34 protein-coding genes and 1 pseudogene are annotated in these 21808 nt (G+C 39.6%); 33 read left to right on the plus strand and 2 right to left on the minus strand.

Features of this window, described 5'->3' with window-relative positions; translation table 11 throughout:
• Window positions 1-58: 58 nt before the first annotated feature.
• Both IGL86_RS00685 and rpiA read right to left on the minus strand, forming a co-directional pair.
• Window positions 59-634, minus strand: coding sequence for a recombinase family protein (locus IGL86_RS00685; RefSeq protein WP_002419404.1), 576 nt, complete (start codon window positions 632-634; stop codon window positions 59-61).
• Between the two features lie 41 nt (window positions 635-675).
• On the minus strand, window positions 676-1356 hold the full coding sequence (rpiA, locus tag IGL86_RS00690; protein ID WP_010713620.1) for a ribose-5-phosphate isomerase RpiA: 681 nt from the start codon (window positions 1354-1356) through the stop codon (window positions 676-678).
• Window positions 1357-1700: 344 nt separating this feature from the next.
• Here rpiA and rpsL point away from each other — a divergent pair, with 344 nt between their 5' ends.
• The 33 genes and pseudogenes from rpsL to rpsM all read left to right on the plus strand — a co-directional run bounded on the left by rpsL (window position 1701) and on the right by rpsM (window position 21808).
• On the plus strand, window positions 1701-2114 hold the full coding sequence (gene rpsL / locus IGL86_RS00695) for a 30S ribosomal protein S12 (protein ID WP_002356190.1): 414 nt from the start codon (window positions 1701-1703) through the stop codon (window positions 2112-2114).
• Window positions 2115-2169: 55 nt separating this feature from the next.
• Window positions 2170-2640 (plus strand): 30S ribosomal protein S7, encoded by a 471-nt coding sequence (rpsG, locus tag IGL86_RS00700; RefSeq protein WP_002356191.1) that lies wholly within the window; start codon window positions 2170-2172, stop codon window positions 2638-2640.
• A gap of 83 nt (window positions 2641-2723) precedes the next feature.
• Window positions 2724-4805 (plus strand): elongation factor G, encoded by a 2082-nt coding sequence (gene fusA / locus IGL86_RS00705; RefSeq protein ID WP_002356192.1) that lies wholly within the window; start codon window positions 2724-2726, stop codon window positions 4803-4805.
• 150 nt (window positions 4806-4955) lie between these two features.
• Complete coding sequence (tuf, locus tag IGL86_RS00710; RefSeq protein WP_002356194.1) at window positions 4956-6143, plus strand: elongation factor Tu; 1188 nt, start codon at window positions 4956-4958, stop codon at window positions 6141-6143.
• Window positions 6144-6324: 181 nt separating this feature from the next.
• Window positions 6325-7149 carry a bifunctional hydroxymethylpyrimidine kinase/phosphomethylpyrimidine kinase gene (gene thiD, locus IGL86_RS00715; protein WP_002364530.1) on the plus strand — a complete coding sequence of 275 codons (825 nt, stop codon included), beginning with the start codon at window positions 6325-6327 and terminating at the stop codon, window positions 7147-7149.
• 59 nt (window positions 7150-7208) lie between these two features.
• Window positions 7209-7673, plus strand: a pseudogene (gene thiD, locus IGL86_RS00720) (bifunctional hydroxymethylpyrimidine kinase/phosphomethylpyrimidine kinase); the annotation flags it as partial.
• Between the two features lie 270 nt (window positions 7674-7943).
• Window positions 7944-9110 carry an SAM-dependent methyltransferase gene (locus IGL86_RS00725; RefSeq protein WP_002391607.1) on the plus strand — a complete coding sequence of 389 codons (1167 nt, stop codon included), beginning with the start codon at window positions 7944-7946 and terminating at the stop codon, window positions 9108-9110.
• A 348-nt stretch (window positions 9111-9458) separates the two neighbouring features.
• Window positions 9459-9767, plus strand: coding sequence for a 30S ribosomal protein S10 (gene rpsJ / locus IGL86_RS00730; RefSeq protein WP_002389727.1), 309 nt, complete (start codon window positions 9459-9461; stop codon window positions 9765-9767).
• 21 nt (window positions 9768-9788) lie between these two features.
• Window positions 9789-10418, plus strand: a complete 630-nt coding sequence (gene rplC / locus IGL86_RS00735) for a 50S ribosomal protein L3 (RefSeq protein ID WP_002356199.1) — start codon at window positions 9789-9791, stop codon at window positions 10416-10418.
• Between the two features lie 25 nt (window positions 10419-10443).
• On the plus strand, window positions 10444-11067 hold the full coding sequence (gene rplD / locus IGL86_RS00740) for a 50S ribosomal protein L4 (protein ID WP_002356200.1): 624 nt from the start codon (window positions 10444-10446) through the stop codon (window positions 11065-11067).
• A complete protein-coding gene (locus IGL86_RS00745; RefSeq protein ID WP_002356203.1) occupies window positions 11067-11357 on the plus strand; it encodes a 50S ribosomal protein L23 in 291 nt (96 codons plus the stop codon). The genes rplD and IGL86_RS00745 overlap by 1 nt, the downstream gene beginning before the upstream one ends.
• A gap of 39 nt (window positions 11358-11396) precedes the next feature.
• Window positions 11397-12227: a 50S ribosomal protein L2 gene (gene rplB / locus IGL86_RS00750; RefSeq protein ID WP_002356204.1), complete on the plus strand. Its 831-nt coding sequence runs from the start codon at window positions 11397-11399 to the stop codon at window positions 12225-12227.
• Between the two features lie 42 nt (window positions 12228-12269).
• Window positions 12270-12548 carry a 30S ribosomal protein S19 gene (gene rpsS, locus IGL86_RS00755; RefSeq protein WP_002356205.1) on the plus strand — a complete coding sequence of 93 codons (279 nt, stop codon included), beginning with the start codon at window positions 12270-12272 and terminating at the stop codon, window positions 12546-12548.
• 21 nt (window positions 12549-12569) lie between these two features.
• Window positions 12570-12917 carry a 50S ribosomal protein L22 gene (gene rplV, locus IGL86_RS00760; protein ID WP_002356206.1) on the plus strand — a complete coding sequence of 116 codons (348 nt, stop codon included), beginning with the start codon at window positions 12570-12572 and terminating at the stop codon, window positions 12915-12917.
• A gap of 66 nt (window positions 12918-12983) precedes the next feature.
• Entirely contained in the window at window positions 12984-13640 is a 657-nt protein-coding gene (gene rpsC, locus IGL86_RS00765) for a 30S ribosomal protein S3 (RefSeq protein ID WP_002356207.1), read from the plus strand.
• Between the two features lie 2 nt (window positions 13641-13642).
• Window positions 13643-14077 carry a 50S ribosomal protein L16 gene (gene rplP, locus IGL86_RS00770; protein ID WP_002356208.1) on the plus strand — a complete coding sequence of 145 codons (435 nt, stop codon included), beginning with the start codon at window positions 13643-13645 and terminating at the stop codon, window positions 14075-14077.
• Complete coding sequence (gene rpmC / locus IGL86_RS00775) at window positions 14067-14255, plus strand: 50S ribosomal protein L29 (protein ID WP_002383858.1); 189 nt, start codon at window positions 14067-14069, stop codon at window positions 14253-14255. Before rplP ends, rpmC begins: the two co-directional genes overlap by 11 nt.
• A gap of 23 nt (window positions 14256-14278) precedes the next feature.
• Window positions 14279-14545 carry a 30S ribosomal protein S17 gene (gene rpsQ, locus IGL86_RS00780; RefSeq protein WP_002359348.1) on the plus strand — a complete coding sequence of 89 codons (267 nt, stop codon included), beginning with the start codon at window positions 14279-14281 and terminating at the stop codon, window positions 14543-14545.
• Between the two features lie 57 nt (window positions 14546-14602).
• Entirely contained in the window at window positions 14603-14971 is a 369-nt protein-coding gene (gene rplN / locus IGL86_RS00785; protein WP_002356211.1) for a 50S ribosomal protein L14, read from the plus strand.
• Window positions 14972-15006: 35 nt separating this feature from the next.
• A complete protein-coding gene (rplX, locus tag IGL86_RS00790) occupies window positions 15007-15318 on the plus strand; it encodes a 50S ribosomal protein L24 (protein WP_002356212.1) in 312 nt (103 codons plus the stop codon).
• A 25-nt stretch (window positions 15319-15343) separates the two neighbouring features.
• Window positions 15344-15883, plus strand: a complete 540-nt coding sequence (rplE, locus tag IGL86_RS00795; RefSeq protein WP_002356213.1) for a 50S ribosomal protein L5 — start codon at window positions 15344-15346, stop codon at window positions 15881-15883.
• Between the two features lie 18 nt (window positions 15884-15901).
• Window positions 15902-16087, plus strand: a complete 186-nt coding sequence (locus tag IGL86_RS00800; RefSeq protein WP_002356214.1) for a type Z 30S ribosomal protein S14 — start codon at window positions 15902-15904, stop codon at window positions 16085-16087.
• Window positions 16088-16122: 35 nt separating this feature from the next.
• On the plus strand, window positions 16123-16521 hold the full coding sequence (rpsH, locus tag IGL86_RS00805; protein ID WP_002356215.1) for a 30S ribosomal protein S8: 399 nt from the start codon (window positions 16123-16125) through the stop codon (window positions 16519-16521).
• A gap of 31 nt (window positions 16522-16552) precedes the next feature.
• A complete protein-coding gene (gene rplF, locus IGL86_RS00810; protein WP_002356217.1) occupies window positions 16553-17089 on the plus strand; it encodes a 50S ribosomal protein L6 in 537 nt (178 codons plus the stop codon).
• A 160-nt stretch (window positions 17090-17249) separates the two neighbouring features.
• Window positions 17250-17606 (plus strand): 50S ribosomal protein L18, encoded by a 357-nt coding sequence (rplR, locus tag IGL86_RS00815; RefSeq protein WP_002356218.1) that lies wholly within the window; start codon window positions 17250-17252, stop codon window positions 17604-17606.
• 20 nt (window positions 17607-17626) lie between these two features.
• A complete protein-coding gene (gene rpsE / locus IGL86_RS00820; RefSeq protein WP_002356219.1) occupies window positions 17627-18127 on the plus strand; it encodes a 30S ribosomal protein S5 in 501 nt (166 codons plus the stop codon).
• A gap of 14 nt (window positions 18128-18141) precedes the next feature.
• Window positions 18142-18321, plus strand: a complete 180-nt coding sequence (gene rpmD / locus IGL86_RS00825; RefSeq protein ID WP_002356220.1) for a 50S ribosomal protein L30 — start codon at window positions 18142-18144, stop codon at window positions 18319-18321.
• A 47-nt stretch (window positions 18322-18368) separates the two neighbouring features.
• Window positions 18369-18809 carry a 50S ribosomal protein L15 gene (gene rplO / locus IGL86_RS00830; protein ID WP_002356221.1) on the plus strand — a complete coding sequence of 147 codons (441 nt, stop codon included), beginning with the start codon at window positions 18369-18371 and terminating at the stop codon, window positions 18807-18809.
• On the plus strand, window positions 18810-20108 hold the full coding sequence (gene secY / locus IGL86_RS00835) for a preprotein translocase subunit SecY (RefSeq protein ID WP_002359350.1): 1299 nt from the start codon (window positions 18810-18812) through the stop codon (window positions 20106-20108).
• A gap of 86 nt (window positions 20109-20194) precedes the next feature.
• Window positions 20195-20845, plus strand: coding sequence for an adenylate kinase (locus IGL86_RS00840; protein ID WP_002356223.1), 651 nt, complete (start codon window positions 20195-20197; stop codon window positions 20843-20845).
• 210 nt (window positions 20846-21055) lie between these two features.
• Window positions 21056-21274: a translation initiation factor IF-1 gene (gene infA, locus IGL86_RS00845; RefSeq protein WP_002356224.1), complete on the plus strand. Its 219-nt coding sequence runs from the start codon at window positions 21056-21058 to the stop codon at window positions 21272-21274.
• A 32-nt stretch (window positions 21275-21306) separates the two neighbouring features.
• Window positions 21307-21423: a 50S ribosomal protein L36 gene (gene rpmJ, locus IGL86_RS00850; RefSeq protein WP_002288710.1), complete on the plus strand. Its 117-nt coding sequence runs from the start codon at window positions 21307-21309 to the stop codon at window positions 21421-21423.
• A 19-nt stretch (window positions 21424-21442) separates the two neighbouring features.
• Window positions 21443-21808, plus strand: a complete 366-nt coding sequence (gene rpsM / locus IGL86_RS00855; protein ID WP_002356225.1) for a 30S ribosomal protein S13 — start codon at window positions 21443-21445, stop codon at window positions 21806-21808.

Here is a 21808-nt window from a genome sequence, read left to right on the forward strand (position 1 = left end):
AATTAGAGTGAAATCGAATCAAAAAAGAAGCCCCATCTGAAGGACTTCTTTTTTATTCTTAGGAATACAGCCGCTCGACATCTGTCTCAGGTAAATTGATGTACTTATAACAAGTGCCCACCGAAACGCCGCACTTATTAGAAATAAATTGGATTGTTTCTTTGTTTTCATAATATAATGCACGGATTTTGCGGACGGTGCGTCCATCAATTTTTGGACGTCCACCTACTTTTCCGTTTTCACGAGCTTTGTGGAGCCCGACGAGTGTTCGTTCTTTAATTAGTGCACATTCCATCGCAGATAAGCTCTCCATTAATTGGAAATAGGCTTCACCTGTTGGAAGGTGAGTATCAATTCCTTCTGAAATGCTGACAAAATCAACTTGTTTTTCCTTTAACATTTTCATAAAGTCTGTTAATTGGCGGGTTGTTTTACCTAAATGGTGCAATTTACAAACAATAAGTGTATCCCCAGCAGAAAGAAGTTTTTCGACTTCGTCTAAGACACTGATCTCCGCTTGAGGATCAAATGTCTCTTGGAAAATATCATCACAACCAAACGATTGGAGAGTGGTTAGTTGATTTTTTAAATCTTCTTCAATAATAGTTGTGCGTGCATAACCAATTCGTTTCATATATTATCCTTCCTATATAAATAATCTTTTTTCACACATTCTTAACGTGCGGGAACATGTAAGGTTTTCGGTCCAGCTTCATAACCGACGATTACCATAGAAACCATATTTAAAAATAAGCCGTGTTCAACGACGCCAACCAAGTTGTCTAAATAAGAACCTAAAGCTTCTGGATCTGTAATTTTTTCTAAATGCAAATCGATGATATGGTGGCCTCCATCTGTTATTAATGTTTCGCCAGCAGCGTTTAAACGAAGTGTTGGGTGATAGCCTTTTTCTTCAAATAAATGCACTAGTTGGCGGCTGCCATAAGGAACAACCTCAACTGGAAGTGGGAAAGCTCCTAAATCGTCCACCATTTTTGATTTATCCACAATCCAAATACATTTCTTTGAATAAGTGGCCACAATTTTTTCAAAAAGTAAGGCAGCGCCACCGCCTTTGATTCCTTGAAAATCAGCGCTGATTTCATCGGCGCCATCAATCGTAAGATCCACATACGGAACCTCATCAATACTTTTTAAAGGAATGCCCAAGGCCAAGGCTTGTTTCTCTGTTTCTTTTGAAGTAGTAACCCCTACGATTGACAATCCTTCTTCTTTTACGCGACGACCAATTTCGTCTACCATAAATTTTGCTGTTGAGCCAGTACCCAAACCGACAATCATGCCGTCTTCTACATATTTTGCAGCTTCGATTCCTACCATTTGTTTCAGATTCATCGCTGTTTTCCGCCCCCTTCAATAGTCAAAGATATTGTACCGTTAATTAACTAAAAAAGATAGAAAGTTTTTGAAAAAGTCATAAAAATTTTTAAAGGAAAAGTGCGTTTAAATAGAAGGAAAAGCTTTTTTTCGAAAGGCGAAAGAAGAGGGTTGACAGCTGATACTTATCGTGGTATCCTAACAAAGGTGCTTTATCTACAGGTTCCTTATAGGGACGTGCTGACTGTCTATCAAAGCATATTTGATAAAGAGTGCAGAGATTGCATTATTTTTTATCGCGAAAAAAGAACCACCTGGATGTGTGGAACTAGAAGCGAAGTAAGGAAGGAGGAGAACAAGGAATGCCTACAATTAACCAATTAGTACGTAAACCTCGTAAATCTAAAGTAGAAAAATCTGATTCACCAGCCTTAAACAAAGGATATAACAGTTTTAAGAAAACTCAAACAAACGTTAACTCTCCGCAAAAACGTGGAGTTTGTACACGTGTGGGTACGATGACACCTAAAAAACCGAACTCAGCTTTACGTAAATATGCCCGTGTTCGTTTGTCAAACTTAATCGAAGTTACAGCTTATATCCCAGGTATCGGTCACAACTTACAAGAACACAGCGTGGTATTATTACGTGGTGGACGTGTAAAAGACTTACCAGGGGTACGTTACCATATCGTTCGTGGTGCGCTTGATACTGCCGGTGTTAACGACCGTAAACAAAGCCGCTCTAAATACGGTACAAAACGTCCTAAAGCTTAATTATAATAAGACAATAACAACTTGAAAAATCATATTTCGGAAGGAGGAGTTACGGATGCCTCGTAAAGGTCCTGTTGCAAAACGTGATGTTTTACCAGATCCAATTTATAACTCAAAATTAGTAACTCGCTTAATCAACCGTGTAATGGTTGACGGTAAACGCGGGATTGCTGCTAACATTATCTATAATTCATTTGATATCATCAAAGAATCTACAGGTAACGATCCATTGGAAGTTTTTGAACAAGCAATGAAAAACGTTATGCCTGTTCTTGAAGTTAAAGCACGTCGTGTTGGGGGTTCTAACTACCAAGTACCAGTTGAAGTTCGTCCAGAACGTCGTACAACTTTAGGTTTACGTTGGGTAGTTAACTACGCACGTCTACGTGGTGAACACACAATGGAAGAACGTCTAGCGAAAGAAATCATGGATGCTGCTAACAACACTGGCGCTTCTGTTAAAAAACGCGAAGACACACACAAAATGGCAGACGCAAACCGCGCATTTGCTCATTATCGTTGGTAAGATCCTCTCTGTCTGTCGCGTAAAGTGGCAGCAGAAAGTCAATTTACAATCGATTTAAATAAAGAGAGGAGTAAACATACAAAATGGCAAGAGAATTTTCACTTGAAAAAACTCGTAACATTGGTATCATGGCCCACGTTGATGCTGGTAAAACAACAACAACTGAGCGTATCTTGTACTACACTGGTAAAATCCATAAAATCGGTGAAACCCATGAAGGTGCTTCACAAATGGACTGGATGGAACAAGAACAAGAACGTGGTATCACGATTACATCCGCTGCGACAACTGCACAGTGGAAAGGCTACCGTGTAAATATCATCGATACTCCAGGACACGTGGACTTCACAATTGAAGTACAACGTTCTCTACGCGTATTAGATGGTGCGGTAACAGTTCTTGACTCTCAATCAGGTGTAGAACCTCAAACAGAAACTGTTTGGCGTCAAGCGACTGAATATAAAGTTCCTCGTATTGTATTCTGTAACAAAATGGATAAAATCGGTGCGGACTTCTTCTATTCAGTAGAATCATTACATGATCGTTTACAAGCAAACGCTCATCCAATTCAAATTCCAATCGGAGCTGAAGAAGACTTCACTGGAATCATTGACTTGATTAAAATGAAAGCTGAAATCTACACAAATGATTTGGGAACAGATATTCAAGAAACTGATATTCCTGAAGATTATTTAGAAAAAGCGCAAGAATGGCGCGAAAAATTAGTTGAAGCTGTTGCTGAAACTGACGAAGACTTAATGATGAAATATCTTGAAGGTGAAGAAATCACTGAAGAAGAATTAGTCGCTGGTATCCGTCAAGCAACAATCAACGTTGAGTTCTTCCCTGTATTAGCTGGTTCAGCATTCAAGAATAAAGGGGTTCAATTAATGTTGGACGCTGTTCTTGATTACTTACCATCTCCATTAGATATCGATGCTATCAAAGGGATCGATACTAAAACAGACGAAGAAACAACTCGTCCAGCTGATGACGAAGCACCTTTCGCTTCATTAGCATTTAAAGTTATGACTGACCCATTCGTAGGTCGTTTAACTTTCTTCCGTGTTTATTCTGGTGTCCTTGAAAGTGGTTCATACGTATTGAACGCTTCAAAAGGCAAAAAAGAACGTATCGGTCGTATCCTACAAATGCACGCCAACACTCGTCAAGAAATTGACAAAGTGTACTCTGGTGATATCGCTGCTGCTGTTGGTCTAAAAGACACAACAACTGGTGATACATTATGTGCATTAGATGCACCAGTTATTCTTGAATCTATTGAATTCCCTGATCCAGTTATCCAAGTCGCTGTTGAACCTAAATCAAAAGCTGACCAAGATAAAATGGGCGTGGCTCTACAAAAACTTGCTGAAGAAGATCCATCATTCCGCGTTGAAACAAACGTTGAAACTGGTGAAACAGTTATCTCTGGTATGGGTGAATTGCACTTAGACGTTTTAGTAGACCGTATGAAACGTGAATTCAAAGTTGAAGCTAACGTAGGTGCTCCTCAAGTATCTTACCGCGAAACATTCCGTGCTGCGACTAAAGCAGAAGGTAAATTCGTTCGTCAGTCTGGTGGTAAAGGACAATACGGTCACGTATGGGTTGAATTTACACCAAATGAAGAAGGTAAAGGCTTCGAGTTTGAAAACGCAATTGTCGGTGGTGTGGTTCCTCGTGAATACATCCCAGCAGTTGAAAAAGGGTTAGAAGACTCTATGAACAACGGTGTTCTTGCTGGTTATCCATTAGTTGATATCAAAGCAAAACTTTACGATGGTTCATACCACGATGTCGATTCAAATGAAACGGCCTTCCGTGTAGCTGCTTCTATGGCATTGAAAGCTGCGGCTAAAAATGCAAACCCAGTTATTTTAGAACCAATGATGAAAGTTACAATTACTGTTCCTGAAGATTACTTAGGTGATATCATGGGACACGTAACAAGTCGTCGTGGACGTGTTGAAGGTATGGAAGCACACGGTAACTCTCAAATCGTTAATGCGATGGTACCTTTAGCTGAAATGTTTGGTTATGCTACAACATTACGTTCAGCAACACAAGGACGCGGTACATTTATGATGGTATTTGACCACTATGAAGACGTACCTAAGTCTGTTCAAGAAGAAATCATCAAGAAAAACGGCGGCAACGCATAATTTTCCTTGAGAATAAAAGGTTTGTTTTTAGAACTATCCTTTTTTCAAGATTTCGTGTAAAATAGCTTATGATGATCAGACGATTTTTAGTAACGTCTATCACATATAAAACAAACAATAAAATTTATATTTTTAGGAGGAACATTCAAAATGGCAAAAGAAAAATTTGACCGTTCTAAATCCCATGTTAACATTGGTACTATCGGACACGTTGACCATGGTAAAACTACATTAACAGCTGCAATTGCTACTGTATTATCAAAACACGGTGGCGGGGAAGCACAAAGCTACGATTCTATCGATAACGCTCCAGAAGAAAAAGAACGTGGAATCACAATCAACACTTCTCATATCGAATATGAAACTGAAACTCGTCACTATGCACACGTTGACTGCCCAGGACACGCGGACTACGTTAAAAACATGATCACTGGTGCTGCTCAAATGGACGGAGCTATCTTAGTAGTTTCTGCTGCTGATGGTCCTATGCCTCAAACACGTGAACATATCTTATTATCACGTAACGTTGGTGTACCATACATCGTTGTATTCTTAAACAAAATGGATATGGTTGATGACGAAGAATTATTAGAATTAGTAGAAATGGAAGTTCGTGACTTATTATCAGAATACGATTTCCCAGGCGATGATGTTCCAGTTATCGCAGGTTCTGCTTTGAAAGCTTTAGAAGGCGACGAGTCTTATGAAGAAAAAATCTTAGAATTAATGGCTGCAGTTGACGAATATATCCCAACTCCAGAACGTGATACTGACAAACCATTCATGATGCCAGTCGAAGACGTATTCTCAATCACTGGACGTGGTACTGTTGCTACAGGCCGTGTTGAACGTGGTGAAGTTCGCGTTGGTGACGAAGTTGAAATCGTTGGTATTAAAGACGAAACATCTAAAACAACTGTTACAGGTGTTGAAATGTTCCGTAAATTATTAGACTACGCTGAAGCAGGCGACAACATCGGTGCTTTATTACGTGGTGTAGCACGTGAAGATATCGAACGTGGACAAGTATTAGCTAAACCAGCTACAATCACTCCACACACAAAATTCAAAGCTGAAGTATACGTATTATCAAAAGAAGAAGGCGGACGTCACACTCCATTCTTCACTAACTACCGTCCTCAATTCTACTTCCGTACAACAGACGTTACTGGTGTTGTAGAATTGCCAGAAGGTACTGAAATGGTAATGCCTGGTGATAACGTTGCTATGGACGTTGAATTAATTCACCCAATCGCTATCGAAGACGGAACTCGTTTCTCTATTCGTGAAGGCGGACGTACTGTAGGTTCAGGCGTTGTTACTGAAATCGTTAAATAATTAACTTTTTAACTATAGTTTTAACCAGCGTGAAAAACTGGGGTATTCGGACGTAAGACCAGAGAATTTATTCTCTGGTCTTTTTTTTGTTTAGGAATTGGCTGGCTAAAAAATAAGCCAATTGGCTGTTTTAGCAGACTTGTTTCTTCCGTATACTTGGAGAAAAAGGTTAGGTGATTTAATGGAAAAAGTATTGACGATTGCAGGCTCCGATTCAACTGGAGGGGCAGGGATTCAAGCAGATTTAAAAACATTTGAAGAGTATGGAGTTTTTGGATTTTCAAGTTTAACCTCGATTGTGACGATGGATCCTACGACAGGCTGGTCACATGAAGTAACTGAATTGCCAGAAACGCTCTTAGAAAAACAATTGATTTCGGTTTTTGCAGGCGGTCCAGTAGCGGCCTTGAAAACAGGGATGATGGGCAATGAACAAAATATTAAAATGGCTAGCAAATACATTAAACAAGAAAAAATTCAAAAAGTCGTGATTGACCCAGTCATTGCTTGTAAGGGAACGGCACAAATTCTGCAACCCAAAAGTGTGGAAGGCCTAAAAAACGATTTACTGCCATTAGCATTAGTTGCTACGCCTAATTTAATTGAAGCGGGCATCTTATCTGGTTTAGGCGAAATTTCTTCCGTGGCGGAGATGGAAGAAGCGGCAAAACGAATTGTACAAATGGGAGCCAAACATGTCGTGGTTAAAGGGGGACATCGCTTAGCTGGTGAAAAAGCACTGGACTTGTTTTACGATGGTCACACCGCGCATCTTTTGGAAAATGAATTATATCCTACTGATTATAATCATGGTGCAGGTTGTACTTTTTCAGCGGCAATCACAGCTGGCTTGGCGAAAGGTTATTCGGTGTTAGAAGCAGTAACTTTAGCAAAAAAATTTGTAGCAGCGGCGATTAAACACGGTATTCAAGTTAATCCTTATGTGGGGCACGTGTGGCATGGTGCATACACCCATGCGGAACAACGGATGCGTAAGAAAGCATAATGTTTAGAACTAGAGGAGTCTGTCAAGGACTGGCTCTAGTTTTTTTGTGATAAAGAATAACAGTGGAAGGCCTAAAAAACGATTTACTGCCATTAGCATTAGTTGCTACGCCTAATTTAATTGAAGCGGGCATCTTATCTGGTTTAGGCGAAATTTCTTCCGTGGCGGAGATGGAAGAAGCGGCAAAACGAATTGTACAAATGGGAGCCAAACATGTCGTGGTTAAAGGGGGACATCGCTTAGCTGGTGAAAAAGCACTGGACTTGTTTTACGATGGTCACACCGCGCATCTTTTGGAAAATGAATTATATCCTACTGATTATAATCATGGTGCAGGTTGTACTTTTTCAGCGGCAATCACAGCTGGCTTGGCGAAAGGTTATTCGGTGTTAGAAGCAGTAACTTTAGCAAAAAAATTTGTAGCAGCGGCGATTAAACACGGTATTCAAGTTAATCCTTATGTGGGGCACGTGTGGCATGGTGCATACACCCATGCGGAACAACGGATGCGTAAGAAAGCATAATGTTTAGAACTAGAGGAGTCTGTCAAGGACTGGCTCTAGTTTTTTTGTGATAAAGAATAACAATAGTAGGTATTACGTTAAAAGAATGTTCAAATTTTTAAAAGAGGAGTAGAATAGAACTGTAATTGCAAAAAAAGAAGCGGAACATAGAAGGGGTGTTAACTTTTCTGTGCTTCAGTTTAGAACGGACTGTGGTGTTTGTTTTGACGAACTACCGAAAGCTACTCCTTTTTGTTTTGGCTTCAAATGGTATTTAATGGAGGGAATGCAATGTTAGAAAAAGAAACGTACAGTCAACTGTTTAAATGGTCTTTTTCAAAAAAGACACAAGTCACATACTGGGATGGTACTGTCAAAGAGTATGGGCAAGGGTCGGGGGATCCGGTTTTTAAAATTGTATTCAATGAAAAAATTCCTGTGAAGGATTTACTGAATAACGCTTCGTTAACTTTAGGGGAAGCCTACATGGATCGCAAAATTGAAATCGAAGGCGATATCCAAGCGCTGATTTATGATGTGTATAACCAAAAGGATAGCTTTTTACACAATGCTAAATTTATTAAATGGCTTCCTAAAGAAAGTCATTCAAAAAAACGTTCGCAAGAGGATATTCACAGCCATTACGATCTAGGAAATGATTTTTACAAAAAATGGCTTGACCAAACAATGACGTATTCATGTGCTTATTTTAAAACGCCTGAAGATACATTAGAACAAGCGCAAGTGAATAAAGTGCATCATATTTTAGATAAATTGTTTATCAAAGAGGGCGACACTTTACTGGATATTGGCTGCGGCTGGGGCACGTTAATTTTAACTGCGGTGAAAGAATATGGAGCCAAAGCAACTGGGATTACATTAAGTGAAGAGCAATTTCATCATATTCGCCATATTATAGAAAAAGAAGGCCTGCAAGATCGAATGACTGTCAAATTGATGGATTATCGTGATTTAAAAGGAGAGTCTTTTGACCATATTACGAGTGTTGGGATGTTTGAACATGTCGGTGCAGAAAATCTACATGAATATTTTGACGTCGTTCAACGAAATTTAGCGCCTAAAGGTACGGCGTTGATTCATGGGATCAGTCGCCAACAAGGTGGGGCTAAAAATGCTTGGATTAATCGTTATATTTTCCCAGGTGGCTATATTCCTGGTGTCACTGAGCTAGTCGGCCATATGACAGAAAACGACTTGCAAGTGATTGACTTGGAAAGTTTGCGCAGAGATTATCAATTGACGTTGGAACATTGGACAAAAAACTTCCATAATATAGAAGCAGAAATTGTTGACGAAAAAGGCGAGCGCTTCTATCGAATGTGGGACTTATATTTGCAAGCATGTGCAGCCTCATTCCAAGCAAGCAATATTGATGTTATTCAATATTTATTGGTTCATCCAGATAACAATGATATTCCAATGCGCCGGATTGGTTAATAGAATAAAAAAGAAAGAATTTGAGATTCTGGTAAAAAAGGAATCTCAAATTCTTTTTTTATAAAAATAGAATGAAAAGAATTGAAAAACAAAACAAATGCTTTTCAAAACAAGAAAAAATTCTTTCAAAAAAACGCAGAAAATCCTTGCTAACACTATCCTTTCATAGTATAATCAAAAAGGTGCTGTTTACAGGAGTGTAAAAAGCATTGGTAGATCAACGATTTGATTTGCCGGCTGTGAAGCGAGAGGTTGCGACACGCTCGGACGCTTTGCCATGAACGAGCATGCCGGATAAATTTTCGTGGAGCTATGTCTACTTTTAAAATAGGCGAAGGAGGGAACAAGATGGCAAAACAAAAAATTCGTATCCGTTTAAAAGCGTATGAACACCGTATTTTAGATCAATCAGCGGATAAAATTGTGGAAACAGCAAAAAGAACTGGAGCTGACGTATCAGGTCCGATTCCATTACCAACAGAACGCTCACTTTACACAGTTATTCGTGCGACTCATAAATACAAAGATTCTCGCGAACAATTCGAAATGCGTACTCACAAACGTCTAATTGACATTGTGAACCCAACACCAAAAACAGTTGACGCTCTAATGAAGCTTGACTTACCGTCTGGTGTTAATATTGAAATCAAACTATAAAATTAAGATGGAGGTGTACTCATGACCAAAGGAATCTTAGGGAAAAAAGTGGGAATGACACAAATCTTTACTGAGTCTGGTGAATTAATTCCAGTAACAGTAGTTGAAGCTACGCCAAACGTAGTTTTACAAGTAAAAACTGTTGAAACTGACGGATACGAAGCTATCCAAGTTGGTTACCAAGACAAACGTGAAGTTTTATCAAACAAACCTGCGAAAGGTCATGTTGCAAAAGCAAACACGGCTCCTAAGCGCTTCATTAAAGAATTCAAGAATGTTGAGCTAGGAGAATATGAAGTAGGTAAAGAAATCAAAGTAGATGTTTTCCAAGCAGGAGACGTTGTTGATGTTACAGGTACTACGAAAGGTAAAGGATTCCAAGGGGCAATCAAACGTCACGGCCAAAGCCGCGGACCTATGTCTCATGGTTCTCGTTATCACCGTCGTCCTGGGTCAATGGGTCCAGTAGCGCCTAACCGTGTATTTAAAAATAAACGACTAGCCGGCCGTATGGGTGGCGACCGCGTAACAATTCAAAACCTTGAAGTTGTTAAAGTGGACGTAGAAAGAAATGTTATCTTAATCAAAGGAAACATTCCTGGAGCGAAAAAATCTTTAATCACAATCAAATCAGCTGTGAAAGCTAAATAAGTGTAGGGAAAGGAGGAACTAAGGAATGCCGAATGTAGCATTATTCAAACAAGATGGAACTCAAAACGGTGAAATCACTTTAAATGAAGAAATCTTCGGAATCGAACCTAATGAAAGTGTTGTCTATGATGCAATCATCATGCAACGTGCTTCATTAAGACAAGGAACACACGCAGTTAAAAACCGTAGCGCTGTTCGTGGCGGTGGCCGCAAACCATGGCGTCAAAAAGGAACTGGTCGTGCTCGTCAAGGTTCAATCCGTTCACCACAATGGCGTGGAGGTGGCGTAGTCTTTGGACCAACACCGCGTTCATACAGCTACAAACTTCCTAAAAAAGTTCGTCGCTTAGCAATGAAATCTGTATTATCAGACAAAGTTGCTGAAAATAACTTGGTAGCAGTAGAAGGTTTAAGCTTCGATGCACCAAAAACAAAAGAATTCAAACAAGTTCTTGCTAACTTGTCTATCGATACTAAAGTATTAGTTGTTTTAGAAAATGGTAACGACTTTGCAGCTTTATCAGCTCGTAACTTACCAAACGTTTCTGTAGTAACTTCTGATAACGTTAGTGTGTTAGATGTTGTGTCAGCTAACAAAGTCTTGGCAACACAAACAGCTCTTACTCAAATTGAGGAGGTGCTTGCATAATGGAATTACTAGACGTAATCAAACGCCCAGTGATCACTGAAAAATCCATGTTAGCTATGGACGAAAAGAAATATACTTTCGAAGTGGACACTCGCGCAAACAAAACTTTAGTAAAACAAGCTGTTGAATCAGCATTCGATGTTAAAGTAGCAAACGTAAACATCTTAAACGTGCGTCCAAAATTCAAACGCATGGGTAAATATGCAGGTTATACAAAAAAACGTCGCAAAGCGATCGTTACATTAACTGAAGATTCAAAAGAAATTCAATTATTCGAAGCTGCTGAATAAGCAGTCCTGAACAATATCAACGTAGGAGGGAAATAAGACGTGGCGATTAAAAAGTACAAACCTACCACAAATGGCCGTCGTAACATGACAAGTTCTGATTTCGCTGAAATCACAACTTCAACACCAGAAAAATCATTGTTACAGCCATTAAAAAACAATGCCGGTCGTAACAACAACGGTCGCATTACGGTTCGTCACCAAGGTGGCGGTCACAAACGTCAATACCGTGTGATTGACTTCAAACGTAATAAAGATAACGTCGCAGCGGTTGTTAAAACGATCGAGTACGATCCAAACCGTTCTGCTAACATCGCGTTAGTTCATTACGAAGACGGGGTTAAGGCATACATCTTAGCACCAAAAGGATTAGAAGTAGGCATGCGCCTAGTATCTGGTCCAGAAGCAGATATTAAAGTAGGTAACGCATTACCATTGGAAAACATTCCAGTTGGTACAGTTATCCACAACATTGAAATGAAACCTGGTAAAGGTGGACAATTAATTCGTTCAGCTGGAACAAGCGCGCAAGTACTTGGTAAAGAAGGCAAATACGTATTAATCCGCTTAAACTCTGGCGAAGTTCGTATGATCTTAGCAACTTGCCGTGCAACAATCGGTTCAGTTGGTAACGAACAACACGAATTAATCAACATTGGTAAAGCTGGCCGCTCTCGTTGGATGCGTAAACGCCCAACTGTTCGTGGTAGCGTAATGAACCCTAACGATCACCCACACGGTGGTGGTGAAGGTAAAACACCAATTGGACGTAAAGCGCCAGTATCTCCATGGGGTCAACCAGCAATTGGATACAAAACACGTAATAAAAAAGCTAAATCAGACAAACTTATCGTTCGTCGTCGTACTAAATAATTTTTTTGACCATGTGTCGTACATTTTGAGAGGAGGTTCACCATGGGTCGTAGTTTAAAAAAAGGACCTTTCGTCGATGATCATTTGATGAAAAAGGTCGAAGCACAACAAGGTGCCGAAAAGAAAAAAGTAATTAAAACTTGGTCTCGCCGCTCTACAATTTTTCCATCATTCGTAGGTTTCACAATCGCTGTATATGATGGACGGAAACATGTCCCTGTTTACATTCAAGAAGACATGGTAGGACATAAATTAGGTGAATTTGCACCAACTAGAACTTATCGTGGCCACGTTGCTGACGATAAAAAAACTAAACGCTAATTTTGAGGGGAGGATATGCAAATGTCAGAACAAATTACATCAGCTAAAGCAACTGCAAAAACAGTTCGCACTTCACCTCGTAAAGCACGTTTAGTAATCGATCTTATCAGAGGGAAAAGCGTTGCGGATGCAATTTCAATCTTGAAATTCACACCGAACAAGTCTGCTGGAATCATTGAAAAAGTTTTAATGTCAGCAGTTGCTAACGCAGAAAACAACTTTGACTTAGACGTTGAAAGCTTAGTCGTATCTGAAGCATTTGTTAACGAAGGACCAACAATGAAACGTTTCCGTCCTCGTGCAAAAGGTTCAGCTTCACCAATCAACAAACGTACTAGTCACATCACAGTAGTTGTAACAGAGAAATAAGTCTCATGAAATAGGCTGTTTTCTTTATGAAAACAGAGCTTAAACATTTAAGAGGAGGGACAATCAGTGGGTCAAAAAGTACATCCAATTGGAATGCGTGTAGGCATCATCCGCGACTGGGATGCGAAATGGTATGCTGAAAAAGAGTATGCTGAATTCTTACACGAAGATTTAAGAATCCGTAAATTTATCGCAACAAAACTTGCTGATGCTGCTGTATCTACAATTGAAATCGAACGCGCTGCAAACCGTGTTAACATTTCAATTCACACAGCTAAACCAGGTATGGTTATCGGTAAAGGCGGATCTGAAGTCGAAAACCTAAGAAAAGAATTAAACAAATTAACTGGCAAACGAGTTCACATCAACATCGTTGAAATCAAAAAACCAGATTTAGATGCAAAATTAGTAGGCGAAGGAATTGCACGTCAATTAGAAAACCGTGTTGCTTTCCGTCGTGCTCAAAAACAAGCTATCCAACGCGCAATGCGTGCTGGCGCTAAAGGAATCAAAACTCAAGTATCAGGTCGTCTAAACGGTGCGGATATCGCTCGTTCAGAAGGATACTCTGAAGGAACTGTACCACTTCACACATTACGTGCGGACATTGATTACGCATGGGAAGAAGCGGACACTACTTACGGAAAACTAGGAGTTAAAGTGTGGATCTATCGTGGAGAAATTCTTCCAACGAAAAAAAACACTGAGAAAGGAGGGAAATAATCATGTTAGTACCTAAACGTGTAAAACACCGTCGTGAATTCCGCGGAAAAATGCGCGGTGAAGCTAAAGGCGGAAAAGAAGTAGCATTTGGTGAATGGGGTTTACAAGCAACTGAATCTCACTGGATTACTAACCGTCAAATCGAAGCAGCCCGTATTGCAATGACTCGTTACATGAAACGTGGCGGGAAAGTATGGATTAAAATTTTCCCTCACAAGTCTTACACAAGTAAAGCTATCGGCGTACGTATGGGTAAAGGTAAAGGGGCACCAGAAGGCTGGGTATCACCAGTTAAACGTGGTAAAATCATGTTTGAAATCGCAGGCGTTCCTGAAGAAGTAGCTCGTGAAGCTCTTCGTCTTGCATCTCACAAATTGCCGGTAAAAACTAAGATCGTAAAACGTGAGGAAATGGGTGGTGAATCGAATGAAGGTTAAAGAAATCAGAGAATTAACCACTGCCGAAATGCTAGATAAAGAAAAACAATTAAAAGAAGAATTGTTCAACTTAAGATTCCAATTAGCAACAGGTCAATTAGAAAACACTGCACGTATTAAAGAAGTACGTCAATCGATTGCACGCATCAAAACAGTATTGCGTGAACAAGCTAACTAATAGTGGAAGGAGGCCAAACGCGTATGACTGAAGAAAGAAATCAACGTAAAGTTTACCAAGGTCGCGTGGTATCAGACAAAATGGATAAAACAATCACAGTTGTCGTTGAAACAAAGAAAAACCACCCTATCTATGGCAAACGTATGAAATATTCTAAAAAATATAAAGCGCATGATGAAAACAACACAGCGAAAGTTGGAGACATCGTAAAAATCATGGAAACTCGTCCATTATCAGCTACAAAACGTTTCCGTTTACTAGAGGTAGTCGAAGAAGCAGTTATTATCTAATAAAACGAGAATTTCCTAATAGATTGAAGCACAAAATCTGAAAGGGGGATACACATCGTGATCCAACAAGAAAGTCGTTTAAGAGTCGCTGACAATTCTGGCGCACGTGAAATTTTAACGATCAAAGTCCTAGGCGGATCTGGTCGTAAAACTGCTAACATCGGTGACGTTATTGTTGCTACTGTCAAACAAGCAACGCCAGGTGGGGTTGTTAAAAAAGGTGAAGTAGTTAAAGCCGTTATCGTTCGTACAAAATCTGGCGCTCGTCGTGCTGACGGTTCTTACATCAAATTTGATGAAAATGCTGCGGTAATTATCCGTGACGATAAAAGCCCACGCGGAACACGTATCTTCGGACCAGTTGCACGTGAATTACGTGAAAACAACTTCATGAAGATCGTTTCTCTAGCACCAGAAGTATTATAATCTCGAGCCCACGTTAAAGGAGGTGCGAAACAGTAATGTTTGTTAAAAAAGGCGATAAAGTAAAAGTTATCACTGGTAAAGATAAAAACAAAGAAGGCGTTGTCTTAGCAGCGTTTCCTAAACAAGATAAAGTTATCGTTGAAGGTGTCAACGTCGTTAAAAAACACCAAAAACCAAACCAAGCAGCCCCACAAGGTGGAATCCTTGAAGTGGAAGCGCCAATTCATGTTTCTAATGTAATGGTGATTGATCCTTCAAACGGAGAAGCTACTAAAGTTGCGTTTAAAGAAGTCGACGGCAAAAAAGTCCGCGTTTCTAAAAAAACAGGTGAAGTTTTAGATAAATAAAAATTGCGGAAGGAGGGCTTACTGAATGAACCGCCTGAAAGAAAAATATATTAAAGAAGTAACACCATCATTGGTGGAAAAATTTAATTACAGCTCAGTTATGCAAACACCTAAAGTTGATAAAATCGTTATCAACATGGGTGTGGGTGATGCAGTATCAAATGCTAAAAACTTAGACAAAGCTGTTGAAGAATTAGCATTAATCACTGGTCAAAAACCACTTATCACAAAAGCTAAAAAATCTATCGCTGGATTCCGTTTACGTGAAGGAATGCCAATCGGTGCGAAAGTAACGCTACGCGGCGAAAGAATGTACGAATTTTTAGATAAATTAGTAACAGTTTCTTTACCTCGTGTACGTGACTTCCACGGTGTCAGCAAAAAAGCTTTCGATGGTCGTGGTAACTATACTTTAGGTATTAAAGAACAATTAATCTTCCCAGAAGTTGATTATGATTTAGTAGATAAAGTACGCGGTATGGACATCGTAATTGTTACAACAGCGAACACTGACGAAGAGTCTCGCGAATTGTTGGCACAATTAGGTATGCCATTCCAAAAATAATATAAGGAGGCGAACTACGTGGCTAAAAAATCAATGATTGCTAAAAACAAACGTCCTGCTAAACATTCAACACAAGCTTATACTCGTTGTGAACGTTGTGGACGTCCACATTCAGTTTATCGTAAATTTCATCTTTGCCGTATTTGCTTCCGCGAACTTGCCTATAAAGGTCAAATTCCCGGCGTGAAGAAAGCTAGCTGGTAAACAAGTAAACTCGCATAAAGGAGGTAAATAGTTCAATGGTCATGACAGATCCAATTGCAGATTTTCTAACTCGCATTCGTAATGCGAACATGGTTAAACATGAAACTTTAGAAGTACCTGCTTCAAAAATCAAACGTGATATCGCAGAAATCCTGAAACGTGAAGGATTTATCCGCGACGTAGAATACATCGAAGATGACAAACAAGGCGTAATCCGTGTTTTCCTAAAATATGGTAAAAACGAAGAACGTGTTATCACAAACTTAAAACGTATTTCTAAACCAGGTTTACGTGCATACGTAAAAGCTGACGAAGTACCAAAAGTATTAAACGGTCTAGGAATTGCAATCATCTCTACATCAGAGGGTGTAATTACTGACAAAGAAGCTAGAGCGAAAAATATCGGCGGCGAAGTAATCGCCTACGTATGGTAATTCTAAAAAATACACAAGGAGGTGTCTCTAAGTGAGCCGTATTGGTAATAAAGTTGTTGTTCTTCCTGCTGGTGTTGAAATCAAGCAAGACGGAAACAACATTACAGTTAAAGGACCTAAAGGTGAATTAACACGCGAATTTTCTTCTGATATCAAAATGAACATCGAAGGAAACGAAGTGACATTCACTCGTCCAAACGATTCAAAAGAAATGAAAACAATCCACGGAACAACTCGTGCAAACTTCAACAACATGGTTGTTGGTGTTTCTGAAGGTTTCCAAAAAGCACTTGAACTTATCGGGGTCGGATACCGTGCCCAAGTACAAGGCAACAAATTAACTTTAAACGTTGGTTATTCTCATCCTGTCGAAATGACAGCACCAGAAGGCGTAACATTTGAAGTACCTGCGAACACACAAGTTATCGTTAAAGGCATCAACAAAGAAGTTGTTGGTGAATTAGCTGCTAACATCCGTGGCGTTCGTCCTCCAGAACCTTATAAAGGCAAAGGGATTCGCTATGTTGGTGAATTTGTACGCCGTAAAGAAGGTAAAACTGGTAAATAATAACAGCTGTGTAGAAAACAGAAGTCAACAACAAGCAACTGTCATTTTATGGGATTTTTCCAATAAAATGCTTTTGTCTTGTCTGCCAGCTTCTCTTTTCCGTAATCTGCTGACTGCTTGAAATATTAGTAGTAAACATTAAATCAAAGAGGTGAAAATTGTGATTACAAAACCAGATAAAAACAAAACACGTCAAAAGAGACATCGTCGTGTACGTAACAAAATCTCTGGTACTGCTGAGTGCCCACGCTTGAACATTTTCCGTTCTAACAAAAACATCTACGCGCAAGTCATTGATGACGTAGCGGGTGTGACGCTAGCAAGTGCCTCTGCCTTGGATAAAGAAATTTCAGGTGGAACAAAAACAGAAACAGCTGCAGCTGTTGGTAAACTAGTTGCTGAACGTGCCGCTGAAAAAGGCATCAAAAAAGTAGTCTTCGACCGTGGTGGATACCTTTACCATGGCCGCGTGCAAGCTTTAGCTGAAGCTGCTCGTGAAAATGGACTAGAATTTTAGGAGAAGGAGGAACACCATTCATGGTTTATATTGATCCAAAACATTTGGAATTAGAAGACCGCGTTGTAGCGATCAACCGTGTAACAAAAGTTGTTAAAGGTGGACGTCGTTTACGTTTCGCAGCTTTAGTTGTTGTCGGTGACAAAAACGGACACGTTGGTTTCGGTACTGGTAAAGCACAAGAAGTACCTGAAGCTATCCGTAAAGCAATCGAAGACGCGAAGAAAAACTTAGTTGAAGTGCCTATGGTTGGTTCTACTATCCCGCACGAAGTAATTGGCGTATTCGGTGGCGGCCGTATCCTTATGAAACCTGCAGTAGAAGGTTCTGGGGTAGCTGCTGGTGGACCAGTTCGTGCCGTATTGGAATTAGCTGGTGTAGCAGATATTACATCTAAATCACTAGGTTCAAACACACCTATTAACGTTGTTCGCGCAACTGTTGAAGGTCTAAAACAATTAAAACGTGCCGAAGAAGTGGCAGCACTTCGCGGTAAATCTGTAGAAGAAATTATCGGTTAAGGAGGACAAAAATAATGGCTGAATTAAAAATTACTTTAAAACGCAGTGTTATCGGACGTCCTCAAAACCAACGTGCTACAGTTAAAGCGTTAGGTTTAGGTAAAGTGAATAGTACTGTTACAAAACCTGCCAATGAAGCAATCAAAGGTATGGTTAACACTATTTCACATTTAGTGGACGTAGAAGAAGTTTAAGATTTATAGATTTGTAATAGAAGATTGCTTAAGGAGGTGCCAAACCTATGAAACTTCATGAATTAAAACCTGCTGAGGGCTCACGCCAAGTACGTAACCGTGTTGGACGTGGTACTTCATCTGGTAATGGTAAAACAGCTGGCCGTGGACAAAAAGGGCAAAAAGCCCGTTCAGGCGGTGGTGTTCGTTTAGGATTTGAAGGGGGTCAAACTCCATTATTCCGTCGTTTACCAAAACGTGGGTTTACAAACATTAATCGTAAAGATTACGCTGTTGTGAACTTAGATACTTTAAACCGTTTTGAAGATGGAACAGAAGTAACTCCTGTTGTCCTAAAAGAAGCAGGAATCGTTAAAAACGAAAAAGCGGGAATCAAAGTTCTTGCAGATGGTGAGTTAACGAAAAAATTAACTGTGAAAGCAGCTAAATTCTCGAAATCAGCACAAGAAGCTATCGAAGCTGCTGGTGGTTCAATCGAGGTGATCTAATTGTTCAAGCTATTAAAGAACGCCTTTAAAGTCAAAGACATTAGATCAAAAATCTTATTTACAGTTTTAATCTTGTTTGTATTTCGCCTAGGTGCGCACATTACTGTGCCCGGGGTGAATGCAAAGGGATTGTCTGATTTAAGTAGCTTACCCTTTTTGAATATGTTGAATATGGTGAGTGGTAGTGCCATGCAAAACTTCTCTATCTTCTCGATGGGGGTTTCGCCATACATTACAGCCTCTATTATTATTCAACTATTGCAAATGGATATTGTACCTAGATTTGTAGAATGGTCAAAACAAGGGGAAGTTGGGCGTAAGAAATTAAATCAAGCTACAAGATATCTAACGATTGTCTTGGGTGTGGCTCAGTCGATGGGGATCACTGCTGGTTTTAATAGCTTAAGTCAAACTGGGATTGTCAACAATCCAACCTTAGGTACCTTTGTGATGATTGCAGTTATTTTAACTGCTGGGACGATGTTTGTGACTTGGATGGGTGAACAAATTACAGAAAAAGGAATCGGAAATGGTGTTTCAATGATTATCTTTGCCGGGATTATTTCTCGTTTGCCAGGAGCAGTCAAAGAAATCTATGAAGATTACTTCGTCAATATCGAGTCTTCTCGCATTTGGCAATCTGTTATTTTCATTGCAATCTTAGTTATTGCTATTTTGGTGATTGTTACAGTCGTAACGTTCTTCCAACAAGCAGAACGTAAGATTCCAATCCAATATACAAAACGTGTTTCTGGTGCACCAACAAGTAGTTATTTACCGTTAAAAGTAAATGCTGCTGGGGTTATTCCAGTTATCTTTGCCAGCTCGTTAATTGCAACACCAAATGCCATTTTACAAGCTTTCTCATCAAAATTCGCTGGTGAAAATTGGTATGACATTATGACAAAAATCTTCAGTTATAACACAGTTCCAGGGGCAATCATCTATACTGTCCTAATCGTTGCGTTTACGTTCTTCTATGCATTTGTTCAAGTAAACCCTGAGAAATTAGCGGAAAACTTACAAAAACAAGGAAGCTACATTCCAAGCGTGCGACCAGGTAAAGGTACAGAAGAATATGTATCTGGCGTGTTAATGAGATTAAGTGTTGTCGGCTCAATTTTCCTAGGACTTGTTGCTTTACTTCCAATCATTGCGCAAATGGTTTGGAACTTACCTCAATCAATCGGTTTAGGTGGAACAAGTTTACTAATCGTTATCGGGGTTGCATTAGAAACAACGAAACAATTAGAAGGATTAATGATGAAACGTCAATATGTCGGCTTTATCAATAAGTAAGAATCGAGTGTTGAGGTTTTACCTCAGCACCATTCTCACATATGGCTAGCTTCATAAGCCGGTCTTTAAAATTAGGAGGAGAATATATGAACCTCATTTTAATGGGATTACCTGGAGCAGGTAAAGGCACCCAAGCAGAAAAAATCATTGATACGTATGGCATTCCACATATTTCTACTGGAGATATGTTCCGTGCAGCAATGAAAAATGAAACTGCCTTGGGCCTAGAAGCGAAATCTTATATCGATAAAGGTGAACTGGTTCCTGACGAAGTAACAAACGGAATTGTTAAAGAACGCCTTGCTGAACCAGATACAGACAAAGGATTCCTATTAGATGGTTTCCCACGTACACTGGATCAAGCAAAAGCATTAGATACAATGCTTAAAGAATTAAACAAAAAAATTGATGCTGTCATTGACATCCATGTAGAAGAAGATGTATTAATCGAGCGTTTAGCTGGACGATTCATCTGTCGCACATGTGGCGCAACGTATCATAAATTATTCAACCCGCCAAAAGTTGAAGGCACTTGTGATCGCTGTGGCGGACATGAATTCTACCAAAGAGAAGATGATAAGCCCGAAACGGTTAAAAATCGTTTGGCAGTCAACATTGAAAGTAGCGCACCAATCTTGGCTTTCTATAAAGAACAAGGCTTGATGCATACAATCGATGGCAATCGCGAAATCGATACTGTTTTTTCTGATGTGAAAAAAATCATTGACGAAAACTAATTTCCAATTGCCCGCAGTTTAACCCTGTTGTTGTATTCAGTTTCTCTTGCCAAAACATAACTAAATATGGTAGAATATATCAGTCCGACTTCTACAGTTTTGTGACATCAAAATGAATAACGAAGTTAGTTGAGAATTTCTAGGTGGGAGCTGGAGTTTCCGCCGTTTTATCGTGTGAAAACGCGAAACAAGTACAAGGAGGTACTGTGCGTGGCAAAAGAAGATATGATTGAAGTCGAAGGTACAGTCGTCGAAACTTTGCCGAATGCAATGTTTAAAGTCGAACTAGAAAATGGACACCAAGTTCTTGCTACTGTTTCAGGTAAAATCCGTATGCACTACATCCGTATCTTACCTGGTGACAAAGTAACAGTTGAATTATCACCGTATGATTTAACGCGTGGCCGTATTACTTATCGCTTTAAATAATTGTACTCCGTAAAACCACAGGAGGTATTATCATGAAAGTAAGACCATCAGTAAAACCAATGTGTGAACATTGTAAAGTAATTCGCCGTAAAGGACGTGTTATGGTTATTTGCCCAGCAAATCCAAAACATAAACAACGTCAAGGATAATTAGGAGGTGTAACGAATAATGGCTCGTATTGCAGGAGTAGACATCCCTCGTGACAAACGTGTAGTAGTTTCTCTTACTTACATTTATGGTATTGGTAACACTACAGCTAAAAAAGTTTTAGCAAACGTTGGCGTATCTGAAGATGTTCGTGTACGTGATTTAACAAACGAACAAACAGATGCGATTCGTGCGGAAATTGATAAGTTAAAAGTTGAAGGGGATCTTCGTCGTGAAGTGAACTTAAACATCAAACGCTTGATGGAAATCGGTTCATACCGTGGAATCCGTCACCGTCGTGGATTACCAACTCGTGGACAAAACACGAAAAATAATGCACGTACTCGTAAAGGCCCTACTAAAACAGTAGCAGGCAAGAAAAAATAA

This window comes from Enterococcus sp. DIV0774, assembly GCF_050539095.1.
GTDB classification, from domain to species: domain Bacteria; phylum Bacillota; class Bacilli; order Lactobacillales; family Enterococcaceae; genus Enterococcus; species Enterococcus faecalis.